The sequence below is a fragment of the Sphingomonas sp. Leaf62 genome (genome assembly GCF_001421915.1).
Taxonomy (GTDB): Bacteria; Pseudomonadota; Alphaproteobacteria; order Sphingomonadales; family Sphingomonadaceae; genus Sphingomonas.
On the sequence record NZ_LMLN01000024.1, the window covers coordinates 1 to 24655 of the forward strand.

Below are 24655 nucleotides of genomic sequence, written 5' to 3' on the forward strand. Positions count from 1 at the left end.
CGGCTTCATCACGCCGTGCCCGGGAAACGCTGATCCCGGATCGGCCGCCTGCTCCCGCACCCATTTGCGCAGCACGTTCTCGTGCAGGTCCAGATCGCGTGCGGCCTGCGATACAGATACCCCGCGCTCCCGAACCAGCTTCACCGCCTCGAGCTTGAACTCACGGCTGAACTTCCGTCGTTGCATCTCCATCCTCCGGTTCCAAAAACACCTTATCTCGGTGTCCACGGAACCGGCAGCAGCTGACCATGGCTGATCTGCGGTAGAGCGGCTTGGCGGGACCGGCGGAAGCCGGTCCCTATCCGCGTCAGATTTCAAGATGAAGCGAGGCCCGCACCGTCCGCGGCGCACCGGGATAGATCCACAAGGCGCTGTACGAGCTGGCGGCATAACGCTGGTCGAGCAGATTGTCGGCCTCGAGACGGAAGCGGACTCCTTCGATTAGCGGCGCTTCGATCGCCGCCTTCACCTTTACATATTCGGGCAGCACCACCGGATTGGCGGTGAGAGATCCCGCCCGATCGCCGACATAGGCGACGCCCCCGCTCAACTGCCAGTCACCACGGGTCGTAGGAAGGCGATGGACGACCAGCAATGTGCCTGAGTGCTCCGGCACGTTCAGCACATCCGGTGTCGGGAAGGCAGCGTCATCCGCCTTCGCATCGAGCCAGGCATAATTGGCGACGATCTGCCAGCGATTACCGAGCCGCGCCGAAGCGTCGAGCTCGATGCCGCGGCTGACGATGCTTCCGACGGGTGCGAGGAAGTTCGCATCGACCGGGTCGGTCGTCAGGATGTCCTGCTTGCGGATGTCGAACCACGTTGCCGCCAGATCAACGCCGGGCAGTTTGGCTGCGACACCCACCTCGTAGCCGCGCCCCTTTTCCGGGCCGAAGCCCGCCCCGTTGCGATCGGTGCCGGTGTTCAGTGAGAAGTTCTCACCCCAGTTGGCGTGCACCGCGATCACGTCCGTAACGCGGTAGCGAGCACCGACGCGGAAGTTGATGGGCTCGTTGATGTTGCGGCCAACACCGCCGCTGTTGTTGTTGACGATCTTCTGCCGGTACGGATCGATCCGAGCACCTCCGACCAGCGTCAGTCGATCGGTGACGTCCCACATGTCCTGCACGTAGAAGGTGCCCGCCCAGCGGCTCTCGTCATTGTTCGTGAAGGGACGCAAAGTGGCGGCTATCGAAGATCCATAGACGGGACTGAACAGGTCGATCGCGTAAGGGACGACAGCCGCGGGGTTGATGCGCAACCAGCGCTCGCCGTAGAAGAAACGATATCCCTTCACCCCCGCGCTCACCCGGTGCCGGCCGATCTGTCCGGCGAGCTCCAGGCGCGCCGACAGGTCATCGACACTGAAGTCACGCGATCGGCGCTGTCGCCACAAGGCGTTCCCGACGATGCGCGACTGGTCGGCGGAGAGGCCCTTGAGCGTTCCTGTCCGCCAGACCACACCACCGTTCAGCGTCCAGCTTCCGCCGAGTTCCGCCAAGCCGGTCACCTGGTGCTGGTCCTGTCGTGATCTGGTGATGCCGTTCGATGGTTCGCCATAATAGTTTGAGAGCGGCAACGCATTGGCATCGCCGTTGATCGCCGGAATGCCGCGGTCGAACGGCGTGTCGTACTGGCTGAACTCGCCGGTGTAGGTAATGCGCAGCGCATCGCTCGGCTGCCAGGTCAGCGACGGCGAAACAACGCGTCGGCGCAGGTTGACGGCATCGCGCCACCCATCACTGTCCTCTCCTGCGACCACGATCCGGGCGGCCAGGGTCCGAGACAAGGGGCCCGTAGCGTCGAGTTCGACACGCCGCGTGTTGAACGAGCCATAACTGACCATCGCGTTCGCATGTGGCGTAAACCGTGGCGCCTTGGTCACGATGTTGACCCGGCCGCCGGGATCAACATCTCCGAACAGGGCGCCCGCAGGCCCTTTCAGCACCTCAATCCGTTCGGTCGTCGCCGGATCGCGCGGCGGGGCCATGCCACGGTTGGCGAGGAAGCCGTTCAGATAATATTCCGCGCCCCCGTCAGGGGTGCCGAGAAATCCGCGGACGGCGAAATTGTCGATAACACCGCCACGGTTGTTCTGTTGACTGAAGCCGCTGACGAGTTCGAGGGCGTCGCTTAACCGGTACGTTCCCGCCGCATCCAGAATGTCGCGCTCGATCGAACGGCTCGACTGCGACATGCGCTCGGTGACCCGGTCCGACGACAGCGTACGATCGACGGTGTTGCGGGTGCCCAGCACGACGATCTCATCTTCCTCGTCGTGCTCGGGCAGTTCCTGTGCCTCTACGTTGAAGGGCGCCAAACCGAGCGCGAGCGTGAAGGCAACTGCGGACGGACGCAGTCGCGAACGATGGGGCGTGAAGGACATTGCTGCTCCGGAATACGGCCTCAAAACGCCGCAAGGGTTGTGGTATGTTGCAACGTATCATAAAGCCGTTCTGCTGCAACGCAACAGCAGGTCTGCACCGCCTCCGGCTTTCGGAGGTACGGTGCCGACCGGCATGCACGGGATACGGTGCATCGCCGATCCAGGAACATCGGATTGGAAGTCCTTTGCACTCGAAATTAGCTCGTATCTTCAGCGTCCTTCTATTGGCTGGCGCCAGTCCGCTTTTCGCACAGGAGGCGCCAGCGCACTTGCCGCCGGTAATAGCTTGGTCGGGGAAGAGTGAGGCCTTGATCGTTAAGTCTGGTGATCCCTGGATCACGCCGGCCGAGACGGCCGGGTTCCGAACGACGCCGCGATATGCGGAAGTACGAGCATGGCTGAACCGTCTCGGCGCTGCATCGCCGCTCATCACTGTGAATACCTTCGGTCGTACGACCGAGGGCCGCGAGATGATCTATGTCCGTGCCAGCAAGGGAGGCCGCGGCAAACCTGTCGTCCTCGTGCAGGGCGGAATCCATGCGGGCGAGATCGACGGCAAGGACGCCGGTCTGATGCTCCTTCGCGACATTGCGCTACGTGGGAAGGACAACCTGCTCGACAAGGTCGATCTGGTGTTCGTGCCGATTTACAATATCGACGGACACGAGCAGCCGAGCGCGTTCAATTTCCTGCATATTCGTGGGCCAGTAGAGAAGGGGCGTGACGCCAACGCTCGCAACATCGACCTGAACCGTGATTACGCCAAGCTGGATGCGCCGGAGTCTCGGGCAATGATCGGTCTGATCCGATTGCTCGATCCGATCCTCTATATCGACTGCCATGTCAGCGAAGGCTTCGACATGCAGTATGACGTGACCTTCACCTATGCCGGATGGGGCAAATATGCGCGCCATCGCGCCACCGCCGACTGGTTGGAACACCGCTTCGGTCCGGCGGTCTCGACGGCGCTGACGAACGCAGGTCACATTCCGATTATCTATCCGAGCCCGATCGATACTCGGCATCCGGAGAAGGGCATACGGTACAGCCCGGAAGGTCCACGCTACTCGACTGGATACGGCGACTTCATCGGGATGCCGACCGTGCTGGTCGAGAACCACATGCTCAAACCGTATCGGCAACGCGTGCTCGGCACCTATGTGCTGCTGGAAGCGGCGATGAAGATCGCCGCGGAAGATGCGGTACGCATCGCGGCCGCCAAGGCGACCGATTGTGCGAGCCGTCCGATTGAATTGCTGACACGCTGGAAGCCCGCATCCACCCCGATCGGGTGGATCGAAGACTTCAAGGGCGTGGCGTTCGACACCTATGTGTCGAAGGCTTCCGGTCGAGAGGAACAGCGCTGGTTGGGCAAGCCGATCACCTTCCGAATGCCGATCATCGGCCAGACACCGGTGGAAAGTGTGCGCCTGCCCAAGGCTTGGTGGGTGCCGCGCGAGCAGACGGAGGTTATCGAGCGGCTACGCCTGCACGGCATCCAGTTTGAAACCATTCAAACGCCAAAGGATCTGAAACTCGATCGTGTTAGGCTGATCGAACCTAAGCTGTCTCAGCCGATTGAGGGGCGTTACCCAATTACCGCTGGCCTTGAACATTACGAGACTGATGAGGCAATGCCGACAGGCAGTGTGCGTGTGCTTGCCGATCAGCCGCTCGGGTTGTTGGCCGCCTCGCTGCTGGAACCCGAAAGCCAGGACTCGTTCCTTGCATGGGGCTTTTTCCCCGAAATGCTGGGACCTGCTTCAAGCACGGACGCCTTCGTACTTGCGGCACTCGGCGATCGGCTCCTCGCGACCAACCCGGTGGTCAAGCGCCGTTTTGATGCGAAGTTGCGTGATGAACCGGGCTTTGCCGCCGATCCCGACGCTCGACTTGCATGGCTCTACGCACAGGCAGGTCCGGGACATCCCTACCCCTTGCGCTATCCAATCGCGCGCGAAATGAGCGGTAGGTAGATGATTGCGGATCGGGACGATGTTTCCGCCACATCGTCCCGGCTCGAGGTCACGTAGCCAGCAATTGCCATCACGGCAGAGGTTGAGCGCTTTCCCAAAACGCCATCCTTGCGGGAAAGCGGGCAGGGTCTAGGCTCACCACCTTCCATGCTGACAACATGAATGAATGGCAGAAGGTAGGGAGCTGAAAAACGGCCGCGAATGACCGGATGTGGGTCGTTCAACCCGGCATGAACTTTGTATGGTTAGAAACCCTGGCCCAACGAACGTCCGGGGGGCAAAACGAACGATCCATCTCTCTCTACTGCAAATGTTCTAAGATTTACTTTGAATAAAAATGTGGAGTGATCGGCTGTGCTTCTGTAAATTCAGAGTAGTTTTACTTGTGACTTACGAAGTAGAGATTGCGAATTATCCGCCAGAATGTGTCGCGATCGTCATGTTTTTGTAATTCTAATGGCGGCGTCGCGTGTCCGGAACGCGATCGCCGTTAACCGTCGTCATCCCGCACGATCCTACCCGGTTCGTCGTTCACCCGCACGTTTTCCATGCGGACGTTCCGGGTATCGCGCGCGATCAGCTTCATTCGAACAGGATCGGTCAGCCGGACGTCGATGTCTCGCAACAGGACGTCGCTGATCGCAGTCGTCGGGTTGCCCGAGATCGTGCCGAAACCGCGCGTGGTCCCGCGAACATCCTCGATCATGATGTCGCGGATGATCGCACCCGGCTGCCGGGGTGCGACCTTCGATCCATGGGTAAGGCGGGCGTTGACGATCAGGCCGATCGCGGGATCATTGACGCTGAAATTGGGAATGTCGGTGCCGTAGAAGACCTCGCCGTTGTGCCAGCGGTTGACCGGAGTCGGTGCCTCGGCCAGCCGCACGCCCTTGACGCGCAGCTTCTCATATACCTGTCCCGGCGTGTCGGGACGGACCTTGAACCGGATCGTCGGAATGTCGCCGACATTGGTGATCCGTTCGACGCGAACGTCGCGCACCACCGTCGCGTTGCTGCCATAGGTGATGCAGCCCAGACCATGTTCGAAGACGCAGTCGTGGATATGGATGCGTTCGACCGGCGGCGCTTCGAGGTAGGCGGCGGCCCCGGCGCCCTGGGTTCCTTTGAGCGCGATGCAATCGTCGTCGACCGAGAAGCGGCAACGGCGAACGATCACGTCCTGGCAGCTATCGATGTCGACGCCGTCGCTACTCGGCGCCCGGATGACATGGGGCACCTCGAATCCGCAATCCTCGACCACCGCCCGGCGGCAGCGATAGAGATGGAGGTTCCAGAAGGCCGGGTCCCGGAATGTCACGCCGCTGACCAGAACGTCGTTACAATCCTCGATCGAGCAGAGCTGCGGGAGATGATATTGCACCTTGGCCTTGCCGACATATTCATCGGGCAGGGTGAAGAACCTCCGCCAGAAGGGGTCGCCTTGTCCGTCGAGCGTGCCGGGGCCGACGATGCGCAGGCCGTGGTTGCCCGTGGCATTGACGAGCGCCATGCGCAACGGTTCGGGCCAGACTTCGACGAAGCGGCGCATTACCAGCGGATAATCGGCGAGCGACGCCGACCCCTTCAGCACCGCGCCGCGCCGCAATTCCATGCCGACGCCAGGGCGCAGAACGATCGATCCGCTGACGAAGACCCCTTGGGGTATCGCGATCATGCCGCCGCCGGCGCGGGCGCAGGCATCGATCGCACGCTGGATCGCGGCGGTGTTGAGCGTCCTGCCGTCGCCGACCGCCCCGTGATCGCGGATGTCGATCGTCCGCCGCCGCTGCCCCAGCGCCGTGCCGGGCAAGGCGACCAGCGGCATGGCACCCGCCATCGTTCGCAACAAGTGGCGGCGTGGGAGCATGGCAGCGTCTCCGATCGGGATCGACGGGAGCGTCAGGCAAGCCGGGGGGCGGGGGCCTGCCATGCGACGAAATCCTGTCGCTGCTCACCCAGCCGTTCGATGCCGAGCGTCACGACGTCGCCCGGCTTCAGATACCAGGGCTCGGGCTTCTGGCCCAAGCCAACGCCGGGCGGCGTGCCGGTGGTAATGATGTCGCCGGGTTCCAGCGTCATGAACTGCGACAGATAGGCGATGATCTGCGCCACGGTGAAGATCATCGTCGCGCTCGACCCGTCCTGCATCGACCGGCCATTGACCGACAGCCACATCGACAGGCTCTGCGGATCGCCCGCTTCGTCCGGCGTCACCAGCCACGGGCCGACCGGGCCGAACGTTGGGAAGCCCTTGCCCTTGTCCCACGTCGGCCCGCGTTCGGCCTGCCAGTGCCGTTCGGACACGTCGTTGACGACGCAATATCCCGCGACATGGGCCAGCGCGTCGGCCTCGGACACATGGCTGGCGTGGCTGCCGATCACGACGCCCAGTTCGACTTCCCAGTCGGTCTTGCGCGAATCCTTGGGGATGATGACCGGGTCGTTCGGCCCCTGGATGCAATTCACCCACTTGCTGAACACGACGGGTTCGTCGGGAATGGGAAGGTTCGATTCGGCAGCATGATCGGCATAGTTCAGCCCGATCGCCACGAACTTGCGGGTGCCCGCGACCGGAGGGCCATAGCGCAGATCGCCGGTCGCCAGCGGCAGCGTGGCCGGATCGATCGCGGCAAGCCGCGCCAGCGAGGCGGGGGACAGCACGTCGCCGGCAAGGTCGGCGACGACGCCCGACAGGTCGCGGATCTGGCCGTCGGCATCGACGACACCGGGCTTTTCGGCATTCGGGCTGCCGTAGCGACACAGCTTCATGTGGACGTTCCCCTTTTTTGCGATGTGGCGGCCATGCGCCGTTTACTTGCCATCCCGGTAGCTTTAGACGATTAAGTCATAATACGTCATACGTCAAATGGCGGTGAAGGCTGGAGATGAGGATGCCGGGGCGGTGGTTGGTAGTCGCGATGCTGGTGCTGCTGATGGCGGGGCTGCCCACCGCAGCGTCCGCCCGGACCGAAACGGTGCTGAGTGAGGGGTGGCGGTTCCACCTGGGCGACGTGCCGGGCGATGCGACCGCGCGCGATCATGACGATGCGGGTTGGGAGCGGGTGGCGGTGCCGCATACGTGGAACCGCGTCGGCAACTATGCCGTCACCCGCCGCGCCGATGCGAACACCACGCGCGGAATCGGCTGGTATCGCCTGCGCTTCACGCCCCCGGCCGCAGCGGCGGGCAAGCGCGTCTATCTCCAGTTCGATGCCGCCAGCATCATCGCCGACGTCTGGCTGAACGGCCGCAAGCTGGGGCGGCACGAGGGCGCGTTCAGCCGCTTCCGCCTCGATGCCACCGACGCGCTGCTGCCGGGCGAGAACGTCCTGGCGGTGAAGGTCGACAATGCGAAGCCGGAGCGGGGCAGCACGACCGAGTTCGTCGTCCCTATTTCAGGCGACTTCTTCATGTACGGCGGGCTGTATCGCCCGGTATCGATGATCGTGACCGATCGGGCGCATGTCGACCTGCTCGATCACGGTGGGCCGGGCGTCTATGGCAGCGTCGTGACGCTGGACGATGGCGTGGCGCGGGTGGCGGTGCGGACCCGGTTGCGCAACGATGGCGCGTCGGGCGCGATGACGCTGCGGACCCGTATCGTCGATGCCGCCGGGCGGACGGTGGCGCGCGACGAACGCAGGGTAGGGCTGGCGCGCGGCGCGGACAGCGAGGAGCGCGCGACACTGACCATCGCACGGCCACGCCGCTGGAACGGCATGGCCGACCCCTATCTCTATCGCATGATCGTCGAACTCGTCGGGCGCGGCGTGCTCGACCGGGTGGAACAGCCGCTCGGGCTGCGCACCGTCGCGGTCGATCCGAACCGGGGGTTCCTCCTGAACGGTACGCCGCTGCGGATGCGCGGCGTCAACCGGCATCAGGACCGGCAGGAGAAGGGCTGGGCATTGAGCGCCGCCGACCATGCGCAGGACATGGCGCTGATCGAGGAGCTGGGGGCCAATTCGGTGCGGCTGGCGCATTACAACCATGCCGCGCCGTTCTACGAACTGGCGGATCGCAACGGCATGGTGCTGTGGGCCGAACTGGGGCTGGTGAACCTCGCCTCGATCCCCGGCATGGCCGATACGCCCCCCGCGATGAAGGCCAATGCCGAGGCGCAGATGGTCGAGCTGATCCGCCAGAACTACAACCACCCCTCGGTCGGGGTCTGGTCGATCGGCAACGAGATTACGAACTGGGCGTCGAAGGGCCTGACCCCGTCGAATGCGCGACCGTTGATGCGCGCGCTGGACGCGGTGGCCAAGCGCGAGGACCCGTCGCGGCCGACCACCATCGCCGCCTGTTGCGAGGTGCTGCCGGGCCAGACGGACGACGGGCGCGATCGCACCGCCGGCACCGCCGATACGGTGGCCTACAACCTCTATTACGGCTGGTACGTATCGGGCCGGGTGGCAGATGCGACGCGGCTGGGCGCGGTGATGCGCGGTTATCACCGCGAAAATCCGGCGCTGCCGGTCGGTGTCGGTGAATATGGCGCGGGCGGCGCGATCACACAGCACACCGACAATGTCGATGGCGGCAAGATCGAGAGCATCTACCGCCCGCAGGCCGAGGAAGTGCAGGCGGCCGTCCACGAACTGTCGTGGAAGGAGCTGAAACCGCTCGATTTCCTGTGGGGCACCTGGGTCTGGCAGATGTTCGACGCCACCAGCGACCTGCGCGAGGAAGGCGACAGCACCGACATCAATACCAAGGGGCTGGTGACGTTCGACCGGGCGGTGAAGAAGGACGCCTTTTGGTTCTACAAGGCGGCATGGAGCAAGACGCCGGTGCTGTATCTGGCGGGGCGGCGCTATGTCGACCGCGCCTATCCGGTGGTCGATATCCGCGCCTATTCCAACGCCGCGCGCGCCGACCTGACCGTCAACGGCCGGTCGATCGGCAGCGCGACGTGCAGCGACGGCGTGTGCGGGTGGCCCGACGTGCGGCTGTCGTCGGGCGAGAACATGGTGGTCGTGACCGCAGGCGCACAGCGCGACGCCATGACCCTGCGCTACGGCGGGCCGGAGCGCGCGATCCACGTCCGAACCGGCACGCTGGAGGGCGTGACGCTGGCCGATGGCACCCGCTACGGATCGGACGATTTCTTCGATGGCGGGCTGGGCCATACGCTCAACCCCTATCAGCGCGAACTCTATGCCGCCGACCAGACTCGCAAAGCACCGAAGGTCGTCGCCGGCGCGGCCGACCCCCGGTTGTATGCCAGTTGGCGCGCGGGCAAGGCGTTTCGCTACGCGCTGCCGCTGCCCGATGGGCGCTACCGCGTGACGTTGTACCTGTTCGACCCGACCGAGACGGCACCGGGCAAGCGGGTGTTCACGGTCCGGGCCGGGAATGGCGCGGCGCAACGGATCGACGTGGTGGCCCGCGCCCGCGGCGGGCTGCGCGCGACGACGGTGACGCTGCCCGCCACGTCAATCGACGGGCGATTGTCGCTGTCGTTCGACGGTGTGGTGGGTGAGGCGATTGTCTCGGCGATCGACGTCGTTGCGCAGTAAGGACCGGGGGAGGGGGCGGGCCCCTCCCCATCAAGCCGCCGGGTGGTCACCGAGCGTGAAGATGCGGTCCATCGGATACCAGGAGCCATCGGGGCCGGCGGCCGGGATCGGTTGCTGGAAGCGCAGCATCTTGGCGACCCAGGCGACGACCGCCGGATTGGCGGCATCTGCGGCGGCCTTTGCCGCCGGGTCGTAGTGTTCTTCCGCCTCGATCACCATGAACAACCGGTTGCCCGCGCGCCAGATCTGCATGTCGGCGATTCCGGCATCGCGGATCGACCGGGTCACTGCCGGGTCGGTGTTGCCGACCCGGTGCCAGTGTTCATATTCGGCGATCAGCGCGGCATCGTCGACAAGGTCGAGCGCGAGGCAGATGCGCGTCGTCATGCGTTGGTCCAGCCGCCGTCGATCACCTGCGCGGTGCCGGTGGTGTAGGACGATGCGTCGCTGGCGAGATACAGCGCCAGCTCAGCGATCTCGCGCGCGGCGCCGATGCGGCCCATTGGTTGCCGCGCGACGAATTCGTCGCGGGCCTTGTCGGCGTCGCCGGTGGCGGCCAGCCGCTCGTCGAGCGAGGGCGACTGCACCGTGCCGGGGCAGATCGCGTTGCAGCGGATGCCCTGTCCGACGAAATCCTGCGCGACCGATTTGGTGAGGCCGATGACCGCCGCCTTCGACGCGCCATAGGCGAAGCGGTTGGGCACGGCGATGATCGATCCCGCCACTGACGCCATGTTGACGATCGACCCGTGCCCCTGCGCGATCATCGCCGGCAGGAAGGCCCGAATCATGCGATAGGCTGAGCGGATGTTCAGATCGAACGAGAAGTCGAAATCCGCCTCGTCGGTCGTGAGGATCGTGCCGGCATGGACGAACCCGGCGCAGTTGAACAGGATGTCGATTGCGCCCACCCGCTCGCCGAACGCGGCGATCGCCGCCGCGTCGCGCAGGTCGAGCGCCACCGTCTCGCATCCCGTCAGCGTGGCGAGCGCTTCGGCGTTGATGTCGGCGGCGATCACCCGCGCGCCTTCGGCGACGAACAATTCGGCGGCGGCGCGGCCGATGCCTTGGGCGGCGGCGGTGATGACGGCGGTCTTGCCTGCAAGGCGCATTGGAGGTGGTCTTTCGTTATAGAGGAACGGGGGTGTCGGCCCGGATCAGGCCATGGTCCTTTAGGTCGCGCCACAGCGCCTGGGGGATCGCGGTGTCGATCAGCGCGGTCGCTTGTGTCACCTGGTGCGGGCTGGCCATGCCGGGGATGACCGACACGACCTGGCGGTGCGCCAGCGGCAGTTGCAGCGCGGCGGCGGCCAGCGGCACGCCATGCGCCACGCACAGATCCTCGATCGCGCCGACCCGCGCGACGATCGCGGGCGGGGCCGGCTGGTAGTCATACTGCACCTCGCCGCCATGGCGCACGCCCTTGGCGAGAATGCCGGAATTATACGGACCACCCAGCACGATCCTGACGTCGCGCGCCTCGCACAGCGGCAGGAAGGTTTCGAGCGCATCCTGTTCGAGCAGCGTGTAGCGCCCGGCGAGCAGTACGACGTCAATCTCGCCGACCGCCAGCACCTCCTCGCACACCCGTGTCTCGTTGACGCCCAGACCGATCGCGTCCACTGCGCCGCCGTCGCGCAGTTCGCGCAGCGCGCGATATCCGCCTTCCATGAATTCTGCGAAGCGGCGGGGATGATCACTGCCATGCGCCATCGCGCCCAGATCATGGACATAGAGGATATCGATCCGGTCGCGCCGCAGCCGTATCCGACTGGCGTCATAGGATCGCATCACCGCGTCATAGCTGTAATCGAACACGCTCTCGAACGGTTCGGGCGTCACGAACGCCTGCCGCACTACCGACAAATCGGTCCCCGGCGCGACGCGATCTAGCCGTCGCCCGACCTTGGTCGAAACGATCGCCTCCCCACCCGGATCGAGTTCGGCCAGCGCGTGGCCGACGCGCTTCTCGCTCAGGCCGAATCCGTAATGCGGCGCCGTGTCGATGTAGCACAGCCCGGCATCCCATGCGGTGCGCAGCGTCGCGGCGGCGTCGCGATCGGGGACCGAACGATACAGGTTGCCGATCGATGCCGCGCCGAACCCCAAAGGCCCCATCGTACCGAAATCGACCATGACGCGCTCCAACAGACGTTCCGTCCGCTAAATAACATCATACGTCATACGTCAATGGCATAAAACTCGCGGGCGGCACCTTCGAACAGCCGCGCGACCCCATCGGACGTGGTTGCGCCGATCAGATCGATCGTCGCCGCGATCCAGTCGGCATAGCTGTCGCCAGCATGGCGCAGTACCGGCCAGTCGCTGCCCCACATCAACCGGTCGCCGAAACACGCCACGAGATGCGCGACATAGGGGCGTAGCGAGGCAGAGGTCTGCCCTACCGCCTGTTCGGTGCGCAGCCCCGACAGCTTGCACCACAGGTTTGGCAGCAGCGCCAGCGCGGCGATGTCGGCGCGCCACGGATCGAGTTCGCCCCGCGCCGCGTGCGGTTTCGCGCCATGGTCGATGACAATCGACACCGCAGGCCAGCGCGTCGCGAAGCGGTGGAGGAGGGGCAGGTGCCGTGGTTCGACCAGCGCGTCGAAGCGCAGGTCGTGGGCGATCATCGCCTCGATCGCCGGGGAAAGGTCCGCGCGCAGCATCCATTCGGAATCGGCGATCCCCTGTAACATCGGGCGCAATCCGCGCAGCCGGGGGTCGCGGGCGAGGGTGGCGATACGCTCCGGCGCATCCGCCGCCGACAGCTCGACCCAACCCACGATGCCCCGGATCGATGGGTCGTCGAGGGTCAGCATCCAGTCGGTATCGCGGTCGTCGGGCTGCGACTGGACCAGCACGCAACCGGTCAGGTTCAGCCCGCTTGTTTCTGCTTGCAGGTCGGGGGGCAGGAAATCGCGGTACAGCGCAGGCCATTCGGCATCGGGCCAGGACTGTCCCGGACCACCAATTTGCCAGAAATGGACATGCGAATCGAAGATGCGCATCGTGACGGTCAGCGGCGCGGCTTGCGGGCAGCGCGGCGGCGTGCCCACGACGTTTCGATATGGTCGCGCATCGCCCGCGAGGCCCCCTCGGGATCGCCGCGCACGATCGCTTCGTAGATCGCTTCGTGCGCGGCATGGGTTTCGCGGACATGCTCGACGTTCAGCTTGCCGCTATAGCCATGATTGCGCAGCGCCTCGGCCTGCACGCCGTCGATCACCGCCTTGCTCAGCTTGTCGCCCGAAATCCGCATCACGATGTCATGGAACGCCACATCCTCATGCACATAGGCGGCCGGGTGCGGGATCAGCCGTTCCAGCTTCGCCATCTGTCCGGTCAGTTCCTCGACCGCCTCGGGCGTGCGGCGTGCGGCGGCCTTCGCGGCCATCGCCCCTTCGAGCAGCGAGCGTATCTCCGACAGGTTGTCGAGATAGGCCAGCCCGTCCTCCCGCTGGAACAGCGCGCCGAGGATCATCGGGTCGAGCATGCCCCATGCGCCGGAATCGCGCACGATCGTGCCACGGCCCTGCTGCGATACCACCAGCCCCTTTTCGGTCAGCGCCATCGTCGCCTCGCGGATCACCGTGCGGCTGACCCCGTACATCTCGCCCAGCATCCCCTCGGGCGGCAGCGCGGTGCCAGCCGGATAGGTTTCGGTCACGATCGCCTTCACCAGATCCTCGACCACCGCTTCGGCAAGGCGGGGGCGACGGCGGATACGAAGCGATTCCGCAGGCAGGATATCGGTCATGGGTGTCGCGTCTCGTTGCACAATGGGATGGACATGGTCGCACAGGTGGCCCGGTCGGCACGGCTTCGTCAACGCCTTGCCAAGCTGAAAGATAATACGTAATATGTTTGTCTGCCACAGGTCGGTCTGTCGGCTTGGGGGAGGGCTTGGATGAAAGTAACCGGCTATCGCAGCCTTGTCACTTCGCATGATTGGGGACGCCCGGTCGGCGACGTGAACGGCGTGATCGCATCCGGCGTCACTGACGTGCCGATCCTGATTCTCGAAACCGATGCCGGGCTGGAGGGCGTGGGGCTGGGCCAGCATGCCGATATCGCCCGCGTGTTCGGCGCGGTGGAGGGGCAGGACCCGCGCGCCGCGCCCGCACTGTACGACAGCATGCTCTCGCACGTGTTCAAGAGCGGCCATGCCGGGCTGACCTATGGCGCGGTCGCCGCGATCGACATGGCGTTGTGGGACCTGAAGGCGAAGATGGCGGACGAACCGCTGTGGCGCACGCTGGGTGCCGCCGACCGGTTCGTGCGCGGCTATGCCTCGGGACTGTGCTACGGGCTGGACGACGACGGCTTCGCCGCGCTGTACGCGCGCTTCGCCGAGCGCGGGTTCAGCGCCGCCAAAATCAAGGGCGGTCGCGACCTCGCGCGCGATATCCGCCGGCTGAAGCAGGTCCGCACGATCATGGCCGGCAACAGCGTCGCGCCCGCGCTGATGCTCGACGTCAACGAGAGCTGGAACTGCAAGCAGGCGGTCCGCCATCTGGCCGAGATCGAGGCGGCCGGCATCGACCTGACGTGGATAGAGGAACCGGTCCGCCGCTGGGACACGCACGGGCTGGCGGCGGTGTCGCGCGCTGCGCGCTGCGCGGTGGCGACCGGCGAGAATCTGACTGGGCTGGAACAGTTCGCGCCGCTGCTCGATGCCCGCGCGGTCGATGTGGTGCAGGCGGGCAGCGTGTGGGGCATCACCCATTTCCAGCGCGTCGCCATCGCCGCGCATGTCCGCGACCTGCCGGTGTCGCCGGTCGGCTATGACGGCAATCCCATCGCGCATGCGGCGGCGGCGGTGCCGAACATGATCGGGATCGAGGTTCAGGACCTGCAATGGCCCGCCGGCCTCGATATCGATCAGGACATTGCCGACGGCGGCATCGTGTTGGGCGACCGGCCGGGGCTGGGCATCGTCGTGGACGAGGCGCGGATCGCGCGCGACCGGGCCGACGGGAGCTGGAACACCAACGGCGGCCCGCACCGCCGCCCGCGCGAGGCCGGGTTGCGGCTGGTTCCCGATACGGAGGTGGTCCGTTGACCCTGCCGAATCCTACATCGGCCCCGTCGCCCTATGTCGCCGGCAGCGCGCGGCGGCGGTTGCAGCTTTCACTGATGGTCAATTTCTTCCTGTTGATGGCGTTGTACAGTGGCGTCCTCGGCGTCCTGCTGCCCAACCAGATCGCGGAACTGGACGTGGGGAACAAGGCGAACAACCTCGCGCTGCTATTCGCCATCACCTCGATCTTCTCGACACTGGCGACGCCGATCGCGGGCGCGCTGTCCGACCGGACGCGCAGTCGCTGGGGGCGGCGCGCGCCATGGATCGCGATCGGATCGCTGTTCGGATCGCTCGCGCTGTTCGGCGTGTCGCTGATGACCAGCTTCTGGTCGCTGATCGTGCTGTGGGTGATGGCCGCCGTCGCCTATAATTCGATGCAGCCGGCGATGACGACGCTGATCGCCGACCGCTTCGCCTCCGAAGTGCGCGGCAACGTGTCGGGCATCGTCGGCGCGGGCATGACCGCAGGACTGACCGCCGGCACCGTCGTCGCGGGCTATCTCGCAGGGCAGGCGGTGCTGGCGTACGGCCTGTTCGCCGCCGCCGTCGCGGTATCCGGGCTAGCGTTCGTTCTGCTCAACCGCGAACCGTCGAGCGCGCGCGCGCCGCATCGTCCGATCCGGTGGGGCGAATTCGTGCGCGGCTTCTGGATCAGCCCCGTCAAACACCCCGACTTCGCGTGGGCGTTCCTTAGCCGCTTCACGATCTACATGGGGTATCAGGCGGTCGCGGCCTATCTGCTGTATATCCTGCGCGACTATATCCGGCTGGGCGACGGCGAATCGAACGTCGCGATCGCCAACATGGCGATCGTCACCCTGGTCTGTCTGGTCGCGTCGTCGCTGCTGTCGGGATGGCTGTCGGACCGGATGCAGCGGCGCAAGCCGTTCGTGATCCTCGGCAGCCTCATCATGGGATGCGCGATGGTCGCCCCGCTGGCGCTGCCGTCGATGACGGGCATGTGGATCTACGCCGCCGTCATCGGGGTCGGCTACGGCATGTTCATGTCGATCGACATCGCGCTGATGACGCAGGTGCTGCCGCAAAGCGCGCTGGGCGACGAGGGGCGCGATCTCGGCGTGCTGACCACCGCCGTCAACATTCCGCAGATCATCAGCCCGGTGATGGCCGCGACACTGCTCGGGCTGACCGGCGGCGACTATCGCACCATCTTCGTCGCCGCGATCTTGTTCGTGTTCGGATCGGCGTTGTGCATCCTTCCCATCAGGTCGGTTCGCTAAAGGTAATACGTATTATCATCATTTGACACTGACGATATTTCGTGGTCAAAGCGGGCAAAGATAAAAAGGGAGAGGGTTATCATGGCGTTATCGGCCCGTCGTTTGCGTACCTGCCTGTTGGCGGCTCCAGCGCTCAGCGCGCTCGTTCTGGGCAGCGCCGCTGCCGCGCAGACCGTCGATCCGGTGCCGGTCGCCAGCCCCGCCGGCGAGGGCGAGACCAGCCAGCCCGAGGACATTGTCGTCACCGGCATTCGCGCCGCCGAACGTGCCGCCATCGACATCAAGCGCAATTCGGTGGGCGTGGTCGATTCGATCGTTGCCGAGGATCTGGGCAAGCTGCCCGACAACAACGTCGCCGAATCGCTCCAGCGCGTCAGCGGCGTCACGATCGAGCGCAATCGCGGCGAGGGGCGGTTCGTCACCGTCCGCGGCTTTGGGCCGAAGTTCAACGCCGTCACCGTCAACGGCCGCACGCTCGCCACCGACAACAACGGCCGCGAATTCTCGTTCGACGTGCTGCCGTCCGAAATCATCTCCGGCGCCGACGTCTACAAATCGCCGCAGGCCAACATCAACGGCGCGTCGATCGGCGCGACGGTCGACGTGCGCACGCTGCGCCCGCTGGACGGCAAGCGCGGCGTCAAGTTCGCCGGATCGGCCGGCGGCATGTATTCCGAACTGGCTGACACCTATAATCCCGAAGTATCGGCGGTCGGCAGTTGGAAGAACGATGCCGGCACCTTCGGCGTGGCGCTGGCCGGCGTCTATTCCAAACAGGAAAACCGGATCGACGAATTCACGATCGGCGCGGGCCATGTCCGCCGCTCCAGCACCGACTCCTATTATAACCTGAACGGGGTGCGCAGCGGCCGGATCGGCGCGGGCGTGGCACCATTCACCGGCATCTCGATGCCCTCGAACCTGTCGCCGTTCTTCTTCGAACGCGAACTGACCCGCTGGGGCGTCAACGCCTCGGTTCAGATGCGGCCGAGCGACAAGTTCACCGTCACGATCGACGGCCTGTATTCCAAGGCGCGCTTCGTCGAACAGCAGACCGGCCTCGCCTACGACTTCGCCGGCGGCATCCTCGCCGAACAGGTGGTCGAAGGCGGCGAGGCGGTGTTCCAGCGCTATACCGGCGGTTTCGTCGACCAGATCATCCAGTATGACGACCGCGACGTGACCACCGACCAGTTCGGCATCAACGTCGACTGGAAGCCGACCGACGCCCTGCGCGTCCGGCTCGACGGGTCGCTGTCCGACGCGCGCCGCCGGGGCAAGGAGAACAACCTGTTCACCACCATCCGGCGCAAGAACGTCAACCTGTCGTTCGATCGGCGCGGCGGCAGCCCGATCTATCAATATGCGTTCAGCAGCCCGACCTACGCCAATGCCGCGACCAATCCGCAGGGGATCACCGCGCATTACTATATCTGGGGCGGCGGGTCCGACATCGACGACGAGATCGAGGAATATCGCGCCGACGTCGACTGGAAGCCGGGCAACGGGCCGTTCACCCTGTCGGTCGGCGCACTGGCGCAGAGCCGGATCAAGACAATCACCGCCGACGAAACCTCGTTCGCCGAGCAATGCGCCTATTGCGACTCCAACCGCGTACTGCCGCAATCGCTGTTCCAGCCGACGAACCGCAATTTCTTCAAGGGCGAGGGCGGCGACATCATCCGCGACTGGCTGATCTACAACCCGCGCGAGCTGGTGCAGACGATCGACCAGTTCGCCGCGCAGGACGGCAAGACGTTCAACCCGGCAGTCTTCTCCCCCGCCGCGTCGTCGGTGGTCGATGAGAAGGTGAAGATCGGCTATGTCATGGGGGCGCTCGACACCCGGATCGGCGACATGCCGCTCGCGATCAACGTCGGGCTGCGCTACGAGAATACCGACTATACCTCGTCCGGCGCGTCGCGCACCGTGCTGAGCGCGCGACCCAACGGAGCGGGGCAGAACATCATCACCGTGTCGCCGGTCGTCCCGGTCGGCTTCCGTGGCAAGTACGACGACTGGTTGCCATCGATCAACGCCCGCCTGTCGCTGACCGAACGACTGCTGCTGCGCTTCGCGGCGTCCAAGGTCATCACCCGCCCGACTCTGTCCGACCTGTCGCCGCGCCAGACGATCCAGACGAACCCGGGCAACGAGACGATCCGTCGCGGTAACCCCGACCTGCAACCGTTCCGTGCCAAGCAGGCCGAATTGGGCGCGGAATGGTATTTCGCCCCCAATTCGCTGCTGAACGCCGCCGTGTTCTACAAGGATATCGAATCCTTCGTGACGCTGGTGACGACGGCGCAGGTGGTCGACCAGGTATCGTTCCAGGTGACGGTGCCGGGCAACGGCAACGGTGCCAAGGTCAAGGGGTTCGAGGTCGGCTATCGCCAGTCGTTCGACAACTGGCTGCCGGCACCGTTCGACGGGTTCGGCGTCCAGACCAGCTTCAACTATACCGAGTCCGACGCGAACTATACCAACACCGTCGCCAACGTGTCGTTCGGGCTGGAGGGGCTGTCGAAATATTCGTACAGCCTCGTCGGCTTCTACGAGAAATACGGCCTCTCGGCGCGCGCAGCCTATACCTATCGCGACAATTTCCTGCAGGTCGCCTCGGGCCGCAACGGCGAGCCGGAATATTTCGACGCCTATGGCCAGCTCGACGTCAGCCTGTCCTATGACGTCGGATCGCACTTCACGGTGTTCGCCGATGCGATCAACCTGAACAGCGCGAAGGAGTTCATCTATTCGGTGAGCGAGAACCGCACCAAGGAATATCGCCAGACTGGCCGCCGCGTCTCGGCCGGCGTGCGGGTCCGCTTCTGATCCGCATGCCCTGTCCCGGCCGGTGCCGGGGCAGGGGGCGGGTCGCTCAGGATCGATCGTCGAGCGTCACCGTGTCGCCCAGCGCGACGTTCCGGCTGTCGAGCGCACCTACCACGGCATCGCGTCGCATCGGCGAGGCGATGCCGTCGACGTTGGCGCCGACCACGTCCCGCAACGCGATCACCGGCCGCTCGTCGGGCCGTTCGGTGCGCAGCGTGATGTCGCGGATCGTCAGGCGCCGGGCATGGCGGGCATAGAGGCCGGCGGCGGGCAGCGTGCCGAGGTAGCTCACCTCCAGGCTGGTTTCGCGACGATAGGGCGGGGTTCGCCGGGCGTCCTCCACGGTGCCGCCGCCGTGCGTCGTGATGTCCAGTCCGCGAAACGTCACGTCCTCGATCGGGGCATCGGCGATCCCCTCCACGCCGCAGGCGAAGCGCGGGTTCGCGCCCGATATCGTGATATCCTCGAACCGGATGCGGCGGACGCGGCCGACCGGGGTGCCGCGCGGCGCGCGCATCCGTGCCGCATGATGGACGAACAGCGGATGGTTGACCGGATCGCGCAGGACGATGCCCGATACCGTCACATCCTCCAGCGTGCCGCCGTCGACAATGCCAATCAGGATGCCGCGACTGTTGGTACAAAGGCAGTCGTTGATCCGCACGCCGCGAAAACCGCCGTTGCTCTCGGTGCCCAGCTTGATCCGCCCCAGCACGCCGAGGCCGTCGGGCGACCGATAGTCCGAGCGACGATAGCTGCCGTCGAGCAGCGACCCCATCGCATAGCCGCTGGTCTTGCAGCCCGAAACGAGAATATCCTCGCACGGCACCGCGCGGCCCAGCGCATAGCTGCTCTTCAGGACGATCGCGTCGTCCTTGGGCGCGTTGACCGTGCAGTTCAGGACACGGACGTCGCGGCAGGCATCGATGTCGATGCCGTCGCGGTCGGTATCGATCACCAGCCCGGTGATCTGCATGCCGGTGCAGCCATGGGCGATGACCGCGAAATGCCCGCCCTGAAGGATGGAGAACCCGTCGAGGCGGACGCCGTGGCAACGCATCAAGCCGATCGCCTTGTTCGCGCGGCCCACCGCCAGGCGTTCCGCCGGGTCGCGCAGCGCGAGGTCGCGCGGCGACACGCCGAGCGCAGCGGCCGAGCGGAACCCGGCGCGGCCGTGCCAGCGGTCGCCGGGGCCTTCCCGGTCCAGCCCCGGTCCGTGGATTTGGCCGGGGCCGAGAATCGCGATGTTCGTTAGCCCGTCGCCCCGGATCAGGCTGTTGTGGACATGGGTGATGCCGAAATCCTGAAACTGTTCCTCCAGATAGTTTTCCGGCGGGTCGTAGTGGGCGCCATGGACGGCGGGATCGGCGGCGACGATCGTCGCGCCCGCCGACAGCACCAGCGCGATATTGTCGCGCAGCCGCAGCGTGAAGCACAGATAGCGCCCGGGGGGCACCACGACGGTCCCGCCGCCGCGCCGTGCCGCCGCCGCGATCGCGCGGTTGATGGCCGGGCTGTCGATCGTGGTGCCGTTGCCGCGCGCGCCGTGGCGGCGGACGTCCTCGAACATGCCGGCGGCCACCGCCTGCGCCCGATCGGCAAGGCCGGCGGTGACCAGCGTCGCACAGGCGGCGGACAGGACGAACCGGCGGTCGACGGCGACGGGCGTTGGAATCACGAAACTTCTCCGCGTAAAACACAGTCTTGCAACCCGTTTAAACATAAGACATCATATGTATAGAGGCGGGGAGGACACCGCGCCGAGGAGCAGGAACGATGAACGCTGGTGCCCCCCGACCGCGCCGCCGTGCGACGGCGTGCGTCACGCTGGCCCTGGCGGGATTGCTGGCAAGCGATAGTGCGCTGGCGCAGGCGGTGATCCATGTCGCCCCCGACGGCAACGACCGCGCGACCGGCAGCGCGACCCGCCCGGTGCGGTCGCTCGAACGTGCGCAGGCGCTGGTCCGGGCGGCCAGCACCGGTGGCGACGTGACAGTCGTGCTGGCCGACGGGACCTATGCGCTCGACCGGCCGTTGCGCTTCACCGCCGCCGATGGCGGGCGGGCGGCGCACCGGGTCGAATGGCGTGCGGCGGATGGCGCGCGGCCCGTGCTGTCGGGCGGCATGGCGGTGCGCGGTTTTCGCCTGCACGATGCCGATCGCCACATCTGGGTCGCCGACGTTCCCAAGGGGGTGGACGCGCGCCAGCTATGGGTCGACGACCAACTCGCCGAACGGCCGTGGGTCGAGATCAAGGCCCGCGACGTGGCGTTCTCGGCGACCGGCTTCGATATCGTCAGCCCCGATCTGGCCTATGTCGCCATGGTGAAGCGCCCCGACCGGATGGAGGTGGAAGCGACCGGCTTCTTCACCGACCGCTATTCGCCGGTGCAGTCGATCGCCGGCCGCCGCGTGACGATGCACCAGCCGGCGTGGGACAATAATAGCTGGGGCTACGACACGATCACCCAGCCGATCTTTCCGGCGGATTCACGCCTGTTCCTCGTCAACGCGCTCGAGTTCATCGGCAAGGCCAACGACTGGCATGCCAAACCCTATCAATGGTTCCTAGATCCGCAGGAGGGCAAGCTTTACCTGCGGATCGCGCAGGACGACGATATTACGCGGCTGAACGTGGTGCTGCCCCGGCTCGAAGCGCTGGTGTCGATCGCCGGCACGCCCGCCGCGCCGGTCGAGCGGCTGGCGTTCAAAGGTCTGCGCTTTTCGTACACGAGCTGGATGGGGCCGTCGCGTCCCAACGGCTATGCCAATCAGCAGAGCGGGGCGTTCCTGTCCGACGTATCGCCGATCCGGCCGAAGGATGCGTGGCAGCGCTGCGGCTGGGGCTGCGTCGAGTTCGAATCGATGCGCCAGAAATGGCACCAGATGCCCGCCGCCGTTCAGGTCGCCGCAGCGCGCGACGTGAGTTTCGAGGGCAATCGCTTCACCCAGATCGGACAGGTCGCGCTGGGCATCGGCAATGACGCAACCGCGAACCTGAGCGGCATCGGCCTCGCCACCGCGCGTATCCGGGTGGCGCGCAACCATTTCGCCGTCGTATCGGGCAGCGCGATCATGGCCGGCGGCGTGCGCGTTGACGCGCATCATCCCGGCGACCCCGCGCTCATCAACCGCGATCTGGTGATCGAGGACAATGTCGTCGCCTCGGTCAGCCAGGATTACAAGGACAATGCCGCGATCCTGACGACCTATGTCAGCGGCGCGCGCATCGCCCACAACGACGTCAGCGACGCGCCGTATGACGGTATCGCGGTCGGGTGGGGTTGGGGCTATAACGACGTCGGCGGCAACCCGAACTACGACGAGAACCAGAAGGGCTACGTCCACAACGTCCGCTATGCGGCGCCGACGACGCTGCGCGACACGCTGGTCGAGTACAACCGCATCCATGGCGTAAAGACATGGTTCATGGACGGCGGCGCGATCTACAATCTGTCGGCCAACCCGAACGCGATCGTGCGCGGCAACCACATCTTCGACATCGACGGCAAGATCGCGATCTACCTCGACGAAGGCAGCAAGCATTTCAACGTGACCGGCAACGTCGTCGAGACGCGCGGCAAATGGCTGAACATCAATACCGCCGGCAAGATGTTCCGGCGGCGCATCTCGACCGACAATCTCGCGACCGGCAACTGGCATAATTCCAGCACGACCGGCGGCCGCTGGCTGCGCGAGATCGGCAACGTCGCGCGCGACAACATTCTCGTGCCCGACAGCGACTGGCCGGTCGAGGCGCAGGCGGTGATCGCGCGTGCCGGCGTGCGGCGATGATCGTTACGACGTAACCGGTTCGCCCCGGTTTCCCTTCGGCCGCCGCGTGCCCGACCGGCCCGGCGGCCGTTTTTTACTCCAATAGACCACGCCGCCGATCGAGCGGCAGGATGAGGTCGGCCCGCGCCGGCATCTCGTGCAGGATCCATCGCGTGAGCCGTTCGTAATGCGCGACGAACCGCCCGATCGCCGCGCGATCCATAAGCCCGTCGGTCGGGCGGCTCTGAGCGATCAGCCGGCGGCGCAGCGTGTCCTCCTGTTCGGCGCGCCAGTCCGTCACGACCTCGAACCCCGGCGCGGCGAGCAGCACCAGCCGTTCGATCCGTGCGAACAACGCGGCATAGTCCCCCGCCAGCGCCGTATCGACCGCGCGGCGCCAGCGACCCTGCGGGTCCTCGTCGCGCTCGAGCGCGTTGACCGGTTCGGCGAGGGCGGCGGGTCCCTGCGGCCGTGCGCCGACGCACCACCCCTCGAAGATCAGCAGGTCGAGGTTCGCCGGCGCGATCGGCCAGCATGCCGCCGGTTCCGGTTCGTCGCGCGCCTTGTCGAACCGGGGCAGCGCCACGCTGTCGCCCGCGCGGATCGCATCGATCACCGCTATGCCGTGCGCGACGTCGTGCGTCAGCGGCACGCCGCGTGTGCGCAGCAGTGGATGGATGGTGCGGGCCAGGGCATCGCGCGCCGCCCCGCCCAGATACAGGTCGTCGAGCGACAGGATGGCGACGCGCCAACCCTCAGCCGACAGCCGATCGGCCAGTCCGGCGGCCAGCGTCGACTTGCCCGACCCCTGCGCACCGCACAGGCCGAGGATCAGCGGACCCCGCCCGCGCCAGTCGCGCACCCGTGCCGCCAAACGTTCAGGTGATCCGGTCATCGGGGGCGCGTCCGTCGAAGAAGGCGTCAAGATTGTCGGCGACGCGCATGCCCATCGCGACCCGCGTTTCGTGCGTGGCGCTGCCGAGATGCGGCAGCAGCACGACGTTGGGCGCGTCGAGCAACGCCTGCGACACCACCGGTTCGGCGGCATAGACGTCCAGTCCCGCCGCCGCGATCGTGCCGTCGCGCAACGCCCGCGCCAGCGCGGCCTCGTCGACCAGCGTGCCCCGCGCGGTGTTCACCAGCACGCCGTGCGGCCGCATCGTCGCGAGGAACGCGGCATCGACCATGTGCCGCGTCACGTCGCCGCCCGGCGCATGCAGCGACACGACATCGGCATCCGTCGCCAGCGCCGCCGGGGTCGCGCGATAGGTATCGTCGGGCATGTCCCCGGCCCGGTGGCGGCTGTGGTACACCACCGTCATCCCGAACGCCCGCGCGCGCGCCGCCGTCGCGCGGGCGATCCGGCCATAGCCGATCAGGCCGAGCGTCTTGCCCGACAGGCCATGGCCCAGCAGGTGCGTCGGACGCCAGCCGGTCCATCGACCGGCGCGCAGCTCGCGTTCGCCCTCCGACGCGCGGCGGCTGGCCATCAGGATCAGCAGCATCGCGATATCGGCGGTGGCATCGGTCAGCACGTCGGGCGTGTTGGTGACGACCACCCCGGCACGCCTCGCCGCGTCCAGATCGATATGGTCGAACCCCGCGCCATAGTTGGCGACGATGCCCGCCCGCCGGCCGTCCGTTGTGAGGATGGCGGCGGGCAGCCGGTCGGTGACCGTGGGACACACCGCATCGTGATCCCGCATCGCCGCGGCTAGCGCCGGCGCGTCGAGCGGAACGTCTGACGCGTTGCGGGTGACGTCGTAGCGTTCGGCCAGCCGGTCCTCGACCGGTGCCGGCCAGCGGCGCGTCAGCAAGATGCGGGGGCGGGTGGCGGGCAT

General features: G+C 66.0%; 19 protein-coding genes. 7 read left to right on the forward strand and 12 right to left on the reverse strand.

The window, feature by feature from the left end; all coding sequences use genetic code 11:
• Positions 1-186 (reverse strand): transposase (locus tag ASE91_RS10110; protein WP_082453773.1); only part of this gene is annotated, 186 nt, incomplete at its 3' end.
• Positions 187-307: 121 nt separating this feature from the next.
• Positions 308-2386: a TonB-dependent receptor gene (locus tag ASE91_RS10115; RefSeq protein WP_056625767.1), complete on the reverse strand. Its 2079-nt coding sequence runs from the start codon at positions 2384-2386 to the stop codon at positions 308-310.
• Between ASE91_RS10115 and ASE91_RS19950 the strand changes: the two genes are divergently transcribed.
• Together ASE91_RS19950 and ASE91_RS10120 are read left to right on the forward strand one after the other, a co-directional pair.
• Positions 2376-2690 (forward strand): hypothetical protein, encoded by a 315-nt coding sequence (locus ASE91_RS19950; RefSeq protein ID WP_162233647.1) that lies wholly within the window; start codon positions 2376-2378, stop codon positions 2688-2690. The genes ASE91_RS10115 and ASE91_RS19950 overlap by 11 nt on opposite strands.
• Positions 2611-4362 carry a M14 family metallopeptidase gene (locus ASE91_RS10120; RefSeq protein ID WP_235530415.1) on the forward strand — a complete coding sequence of 584 codons (1752 nt, stop codon included), beginning with the start codon at positions 2611-2613 and terminating at the stop codon, positions 4360-4362. Before ASE91_RS19950 ends, ASE91_RS10120 begins: the two co-directional genes overlap by 80 nt.
• Positions 4363-4852: 490 nt before the next feature.
• Here ASE91_RS10120 and ASE91_RS10125 read toward each other — a convergent pair whose 3' ends face one another.
• Both ASE91_RS10125 and ASE91_RS10130 read right to left on the reverse strand, forming a co-directional pair.
• On the reverse strand, positions 4853-6199 hold the full coding sequence (locus tag ASE91_RS10125) for a glycoside hydrolase family 28 protein (protein WP_056625770.1): 1347 nt from the start codon (positions 6197-6199) through the stop codon (positions 4853-4855).
• Between the two features lie 62 nt (positions 6200-6261).
• Positions 6262-7131 (reverse strand): fumarylacetoacetate hydrolase family protein, encoded by an 870-nt coding sequence (locus tag ASE91_RS10130; protein ID WP_055998334.1) that lies wholly within the window; start codon positions 7129-7131, stop codon positions 6262-6264.
• A 122-nt stretch (positions 7132-7253) separates the two neighbouring features.
• Here ASE91_RS10130 and ASE91_RS10135 point away from each other — a divergent pair, with 122 nt between their 5' ends.
• Positions 7254-9884 carry a glycoside hydrolase family 2 TIM barrel-domain containing protein gene (locus ASE91_RS10135; protein ID WP_162233649.1) on the forward strand — a complete coding sequence of 877 codons (2631 nt, stop codon included), beginning with the start codon at positions 7254-7256 and terminating at the stop codon, positions 9882-9884.
• 30 nt (positions 9885-9914) lie between these two features.
• On the opposite strand, the gene ASE91_RS10140 is transcribed toward ASE91_RS10135, so the two are convergent.
• From ASE91_RS10140 to ASE91_RS10160, 5 genes are read right to left on the reverse strand one after another with little or no spacing between them, the layout of a single operon-like run.
• Positions 9915-10271: an L-rhamnose mutarotase gene (locus ASE91_RS10140; RefSeq protein ID WP_055998328.1), complete on the reverse strand. Its 357-nt coding sequence runs from the start codon at positions 10269-10271 to the stop codon at positions 9915-9917.
• Positions 10268-10996, reverse strand: coding sequence for an SDR family oxidoreductase (locus tag ASE91_RS10145; protein ID WP_056503882.1), 729 nt, complete (start codon positions 10994-10996; stop codon positions 10268-10270). Before ASE91_RS10145 ends, ASE91_RS10140 begins: the two co-directional genes overlap by 4 nt.
• Positions 10997-11012: 16 nt before the next feature.
• On the reverse strand, positions 11013-12020 hold the full coding sequence (locus tag ASE91_RS10150) for an aldo/keto reductase (protein WP_056503880.1): 1008 nt from the start codon (positions 12018-12020) through the stop codon (positions 11013-11015).
• Positions 12021-12064: 44 nt separating this feature from the next.
• On the reverse strand, positions 12065-12940 hold the full coding sequence (locus ASE91_RS10155) for an amidohydrolase family protein (protein WP_235530413.1): 876 nt from the start codon (positions 12938-12940) through the stop codon (positions 12065-12067).
• Positions 12901-13641, reverse strand: coding sequence for a FadR/GntR family transcriptional regulator (locus tag ASE91_RS10160; RefSeq protein ID WP_056625776.1), 741 nt, complete (start codon positions 13639-13641; stop codon positions 12901-12903). The genes ASE91_RS10155 and ASE91_RS10160 overlap by 40 nt, the downstream gene beginning before the upstream one ends.
• 150 nt (positions 13642-13791) lie before the next feature.
• Here ASE91_RS10160 and ASE91_RS10165 point away from each other — a divergent pair, with 150 nt between their 5' ends.
• From ASE91_RS10165 to ASE91_RS10175, 3 genes are all read left to right on the forward strand, one after another.
• The gene (locus ASE91_RS10165; RefSeq protein WP_055998315.1) at positions 13792-14946 is read left to right on the forward strand and encodes a mandelate racemase/muconate lactonizing enzyme family protein; all 1155 of its coding nucleotides are present in this window, start codon (positions 13792-13794) and stop codon (positions 14944-14946) included.
• Positions 14943-16208, forward strand: coding sequence for an MFS transporter (locus ASE91_RS10170; protein ID WP_235519727.1), 1266 nt, complete (start codon positions 14943-14945; stop codon positions 16206-16208). Before ASE91_RS10165 ends, ASE91_RS10170 begins: the two co-directional genes overlap by 4 nt.
• A 117-nt stretch (positions 16209-16325) precedes the next feature.
• Positions 16326-19040 carry a TonB-dependent receptor gene (locus tag ASE91_RS10175; protein WP_235530414.1) on the forward strand — a complete coding sequence of 905 codons (2715 nt, stop codon included), beginning with the start codon at positions 16326-16328 and terminating at the stop codon, positions 19038-19040.
• A 46-nt stretch (positions 19041-19086) separates the two neighbouring features.
• Here the strand turns inward: ASE91_RS10175 and ASE91_RS10180 are convergent, their stop codons facing one another.
• Complete coding sequence (locus tag ASE91_RS10180; RefSeq protein ID WP_056625778.1) at positions 19087-20718, reverse strand: rhamnogalacturonidase; 1632 nt, start codon at positions 20716-20718, stop codon at positions 19087-19089.
• Between the two features lie 98 nt (positions 20719-20816).
• Here ASE91_RS10180 and ASE91_RS10185 point away from each other — a divergent pair, with 98 nt between their 5' ends.
• On the forward strand, positions 20817-22835 hold the full coding sequence (locus ASE91_RS10185; RefSeq protein WP_056625781.1) for a right-handed parallel beta-helix repeat-containing protein: 2019 nt from the start codon (positions 20817-20819) through the stop codon (positions 22833-22835).
• Between the two features lie 73 nt (positions 22836-22908).
• Here the strand turns inward: ASE91_RS10185 and ASE91_RS10190 are convergent, their stop codons facing one another.
• Both ASE91_RS10190 and ASE91_RS10195 read right to left on the reverse strand, forming a co-directional pair.
• Positions 22909-23709 (reverse strand): kinase, encoded by an 801-nt coding sequence (locus ASE91_RS10190; RefSeq protein WP_056625784.1) that lies wholly within the window; start codon positions 23707-23709, stop codon positions 22909-22911.
• Positions 23693-24655 carry a 2-hydroxyacid dehydrogenase gene (locus ASE91_RS10195; protein WP_056625786.1) on the reverse strand — a complete coding sequence of 321 codons (963 nt, stop codon included), beginning with the start codon at positions 24653-24655 and terminating at the stop codon, positions 23693-23695. The genes ASE91_RS10190 and ASE91_RS10195 overlap by 17 nt, the downstream gene beginning before the upstream one ends.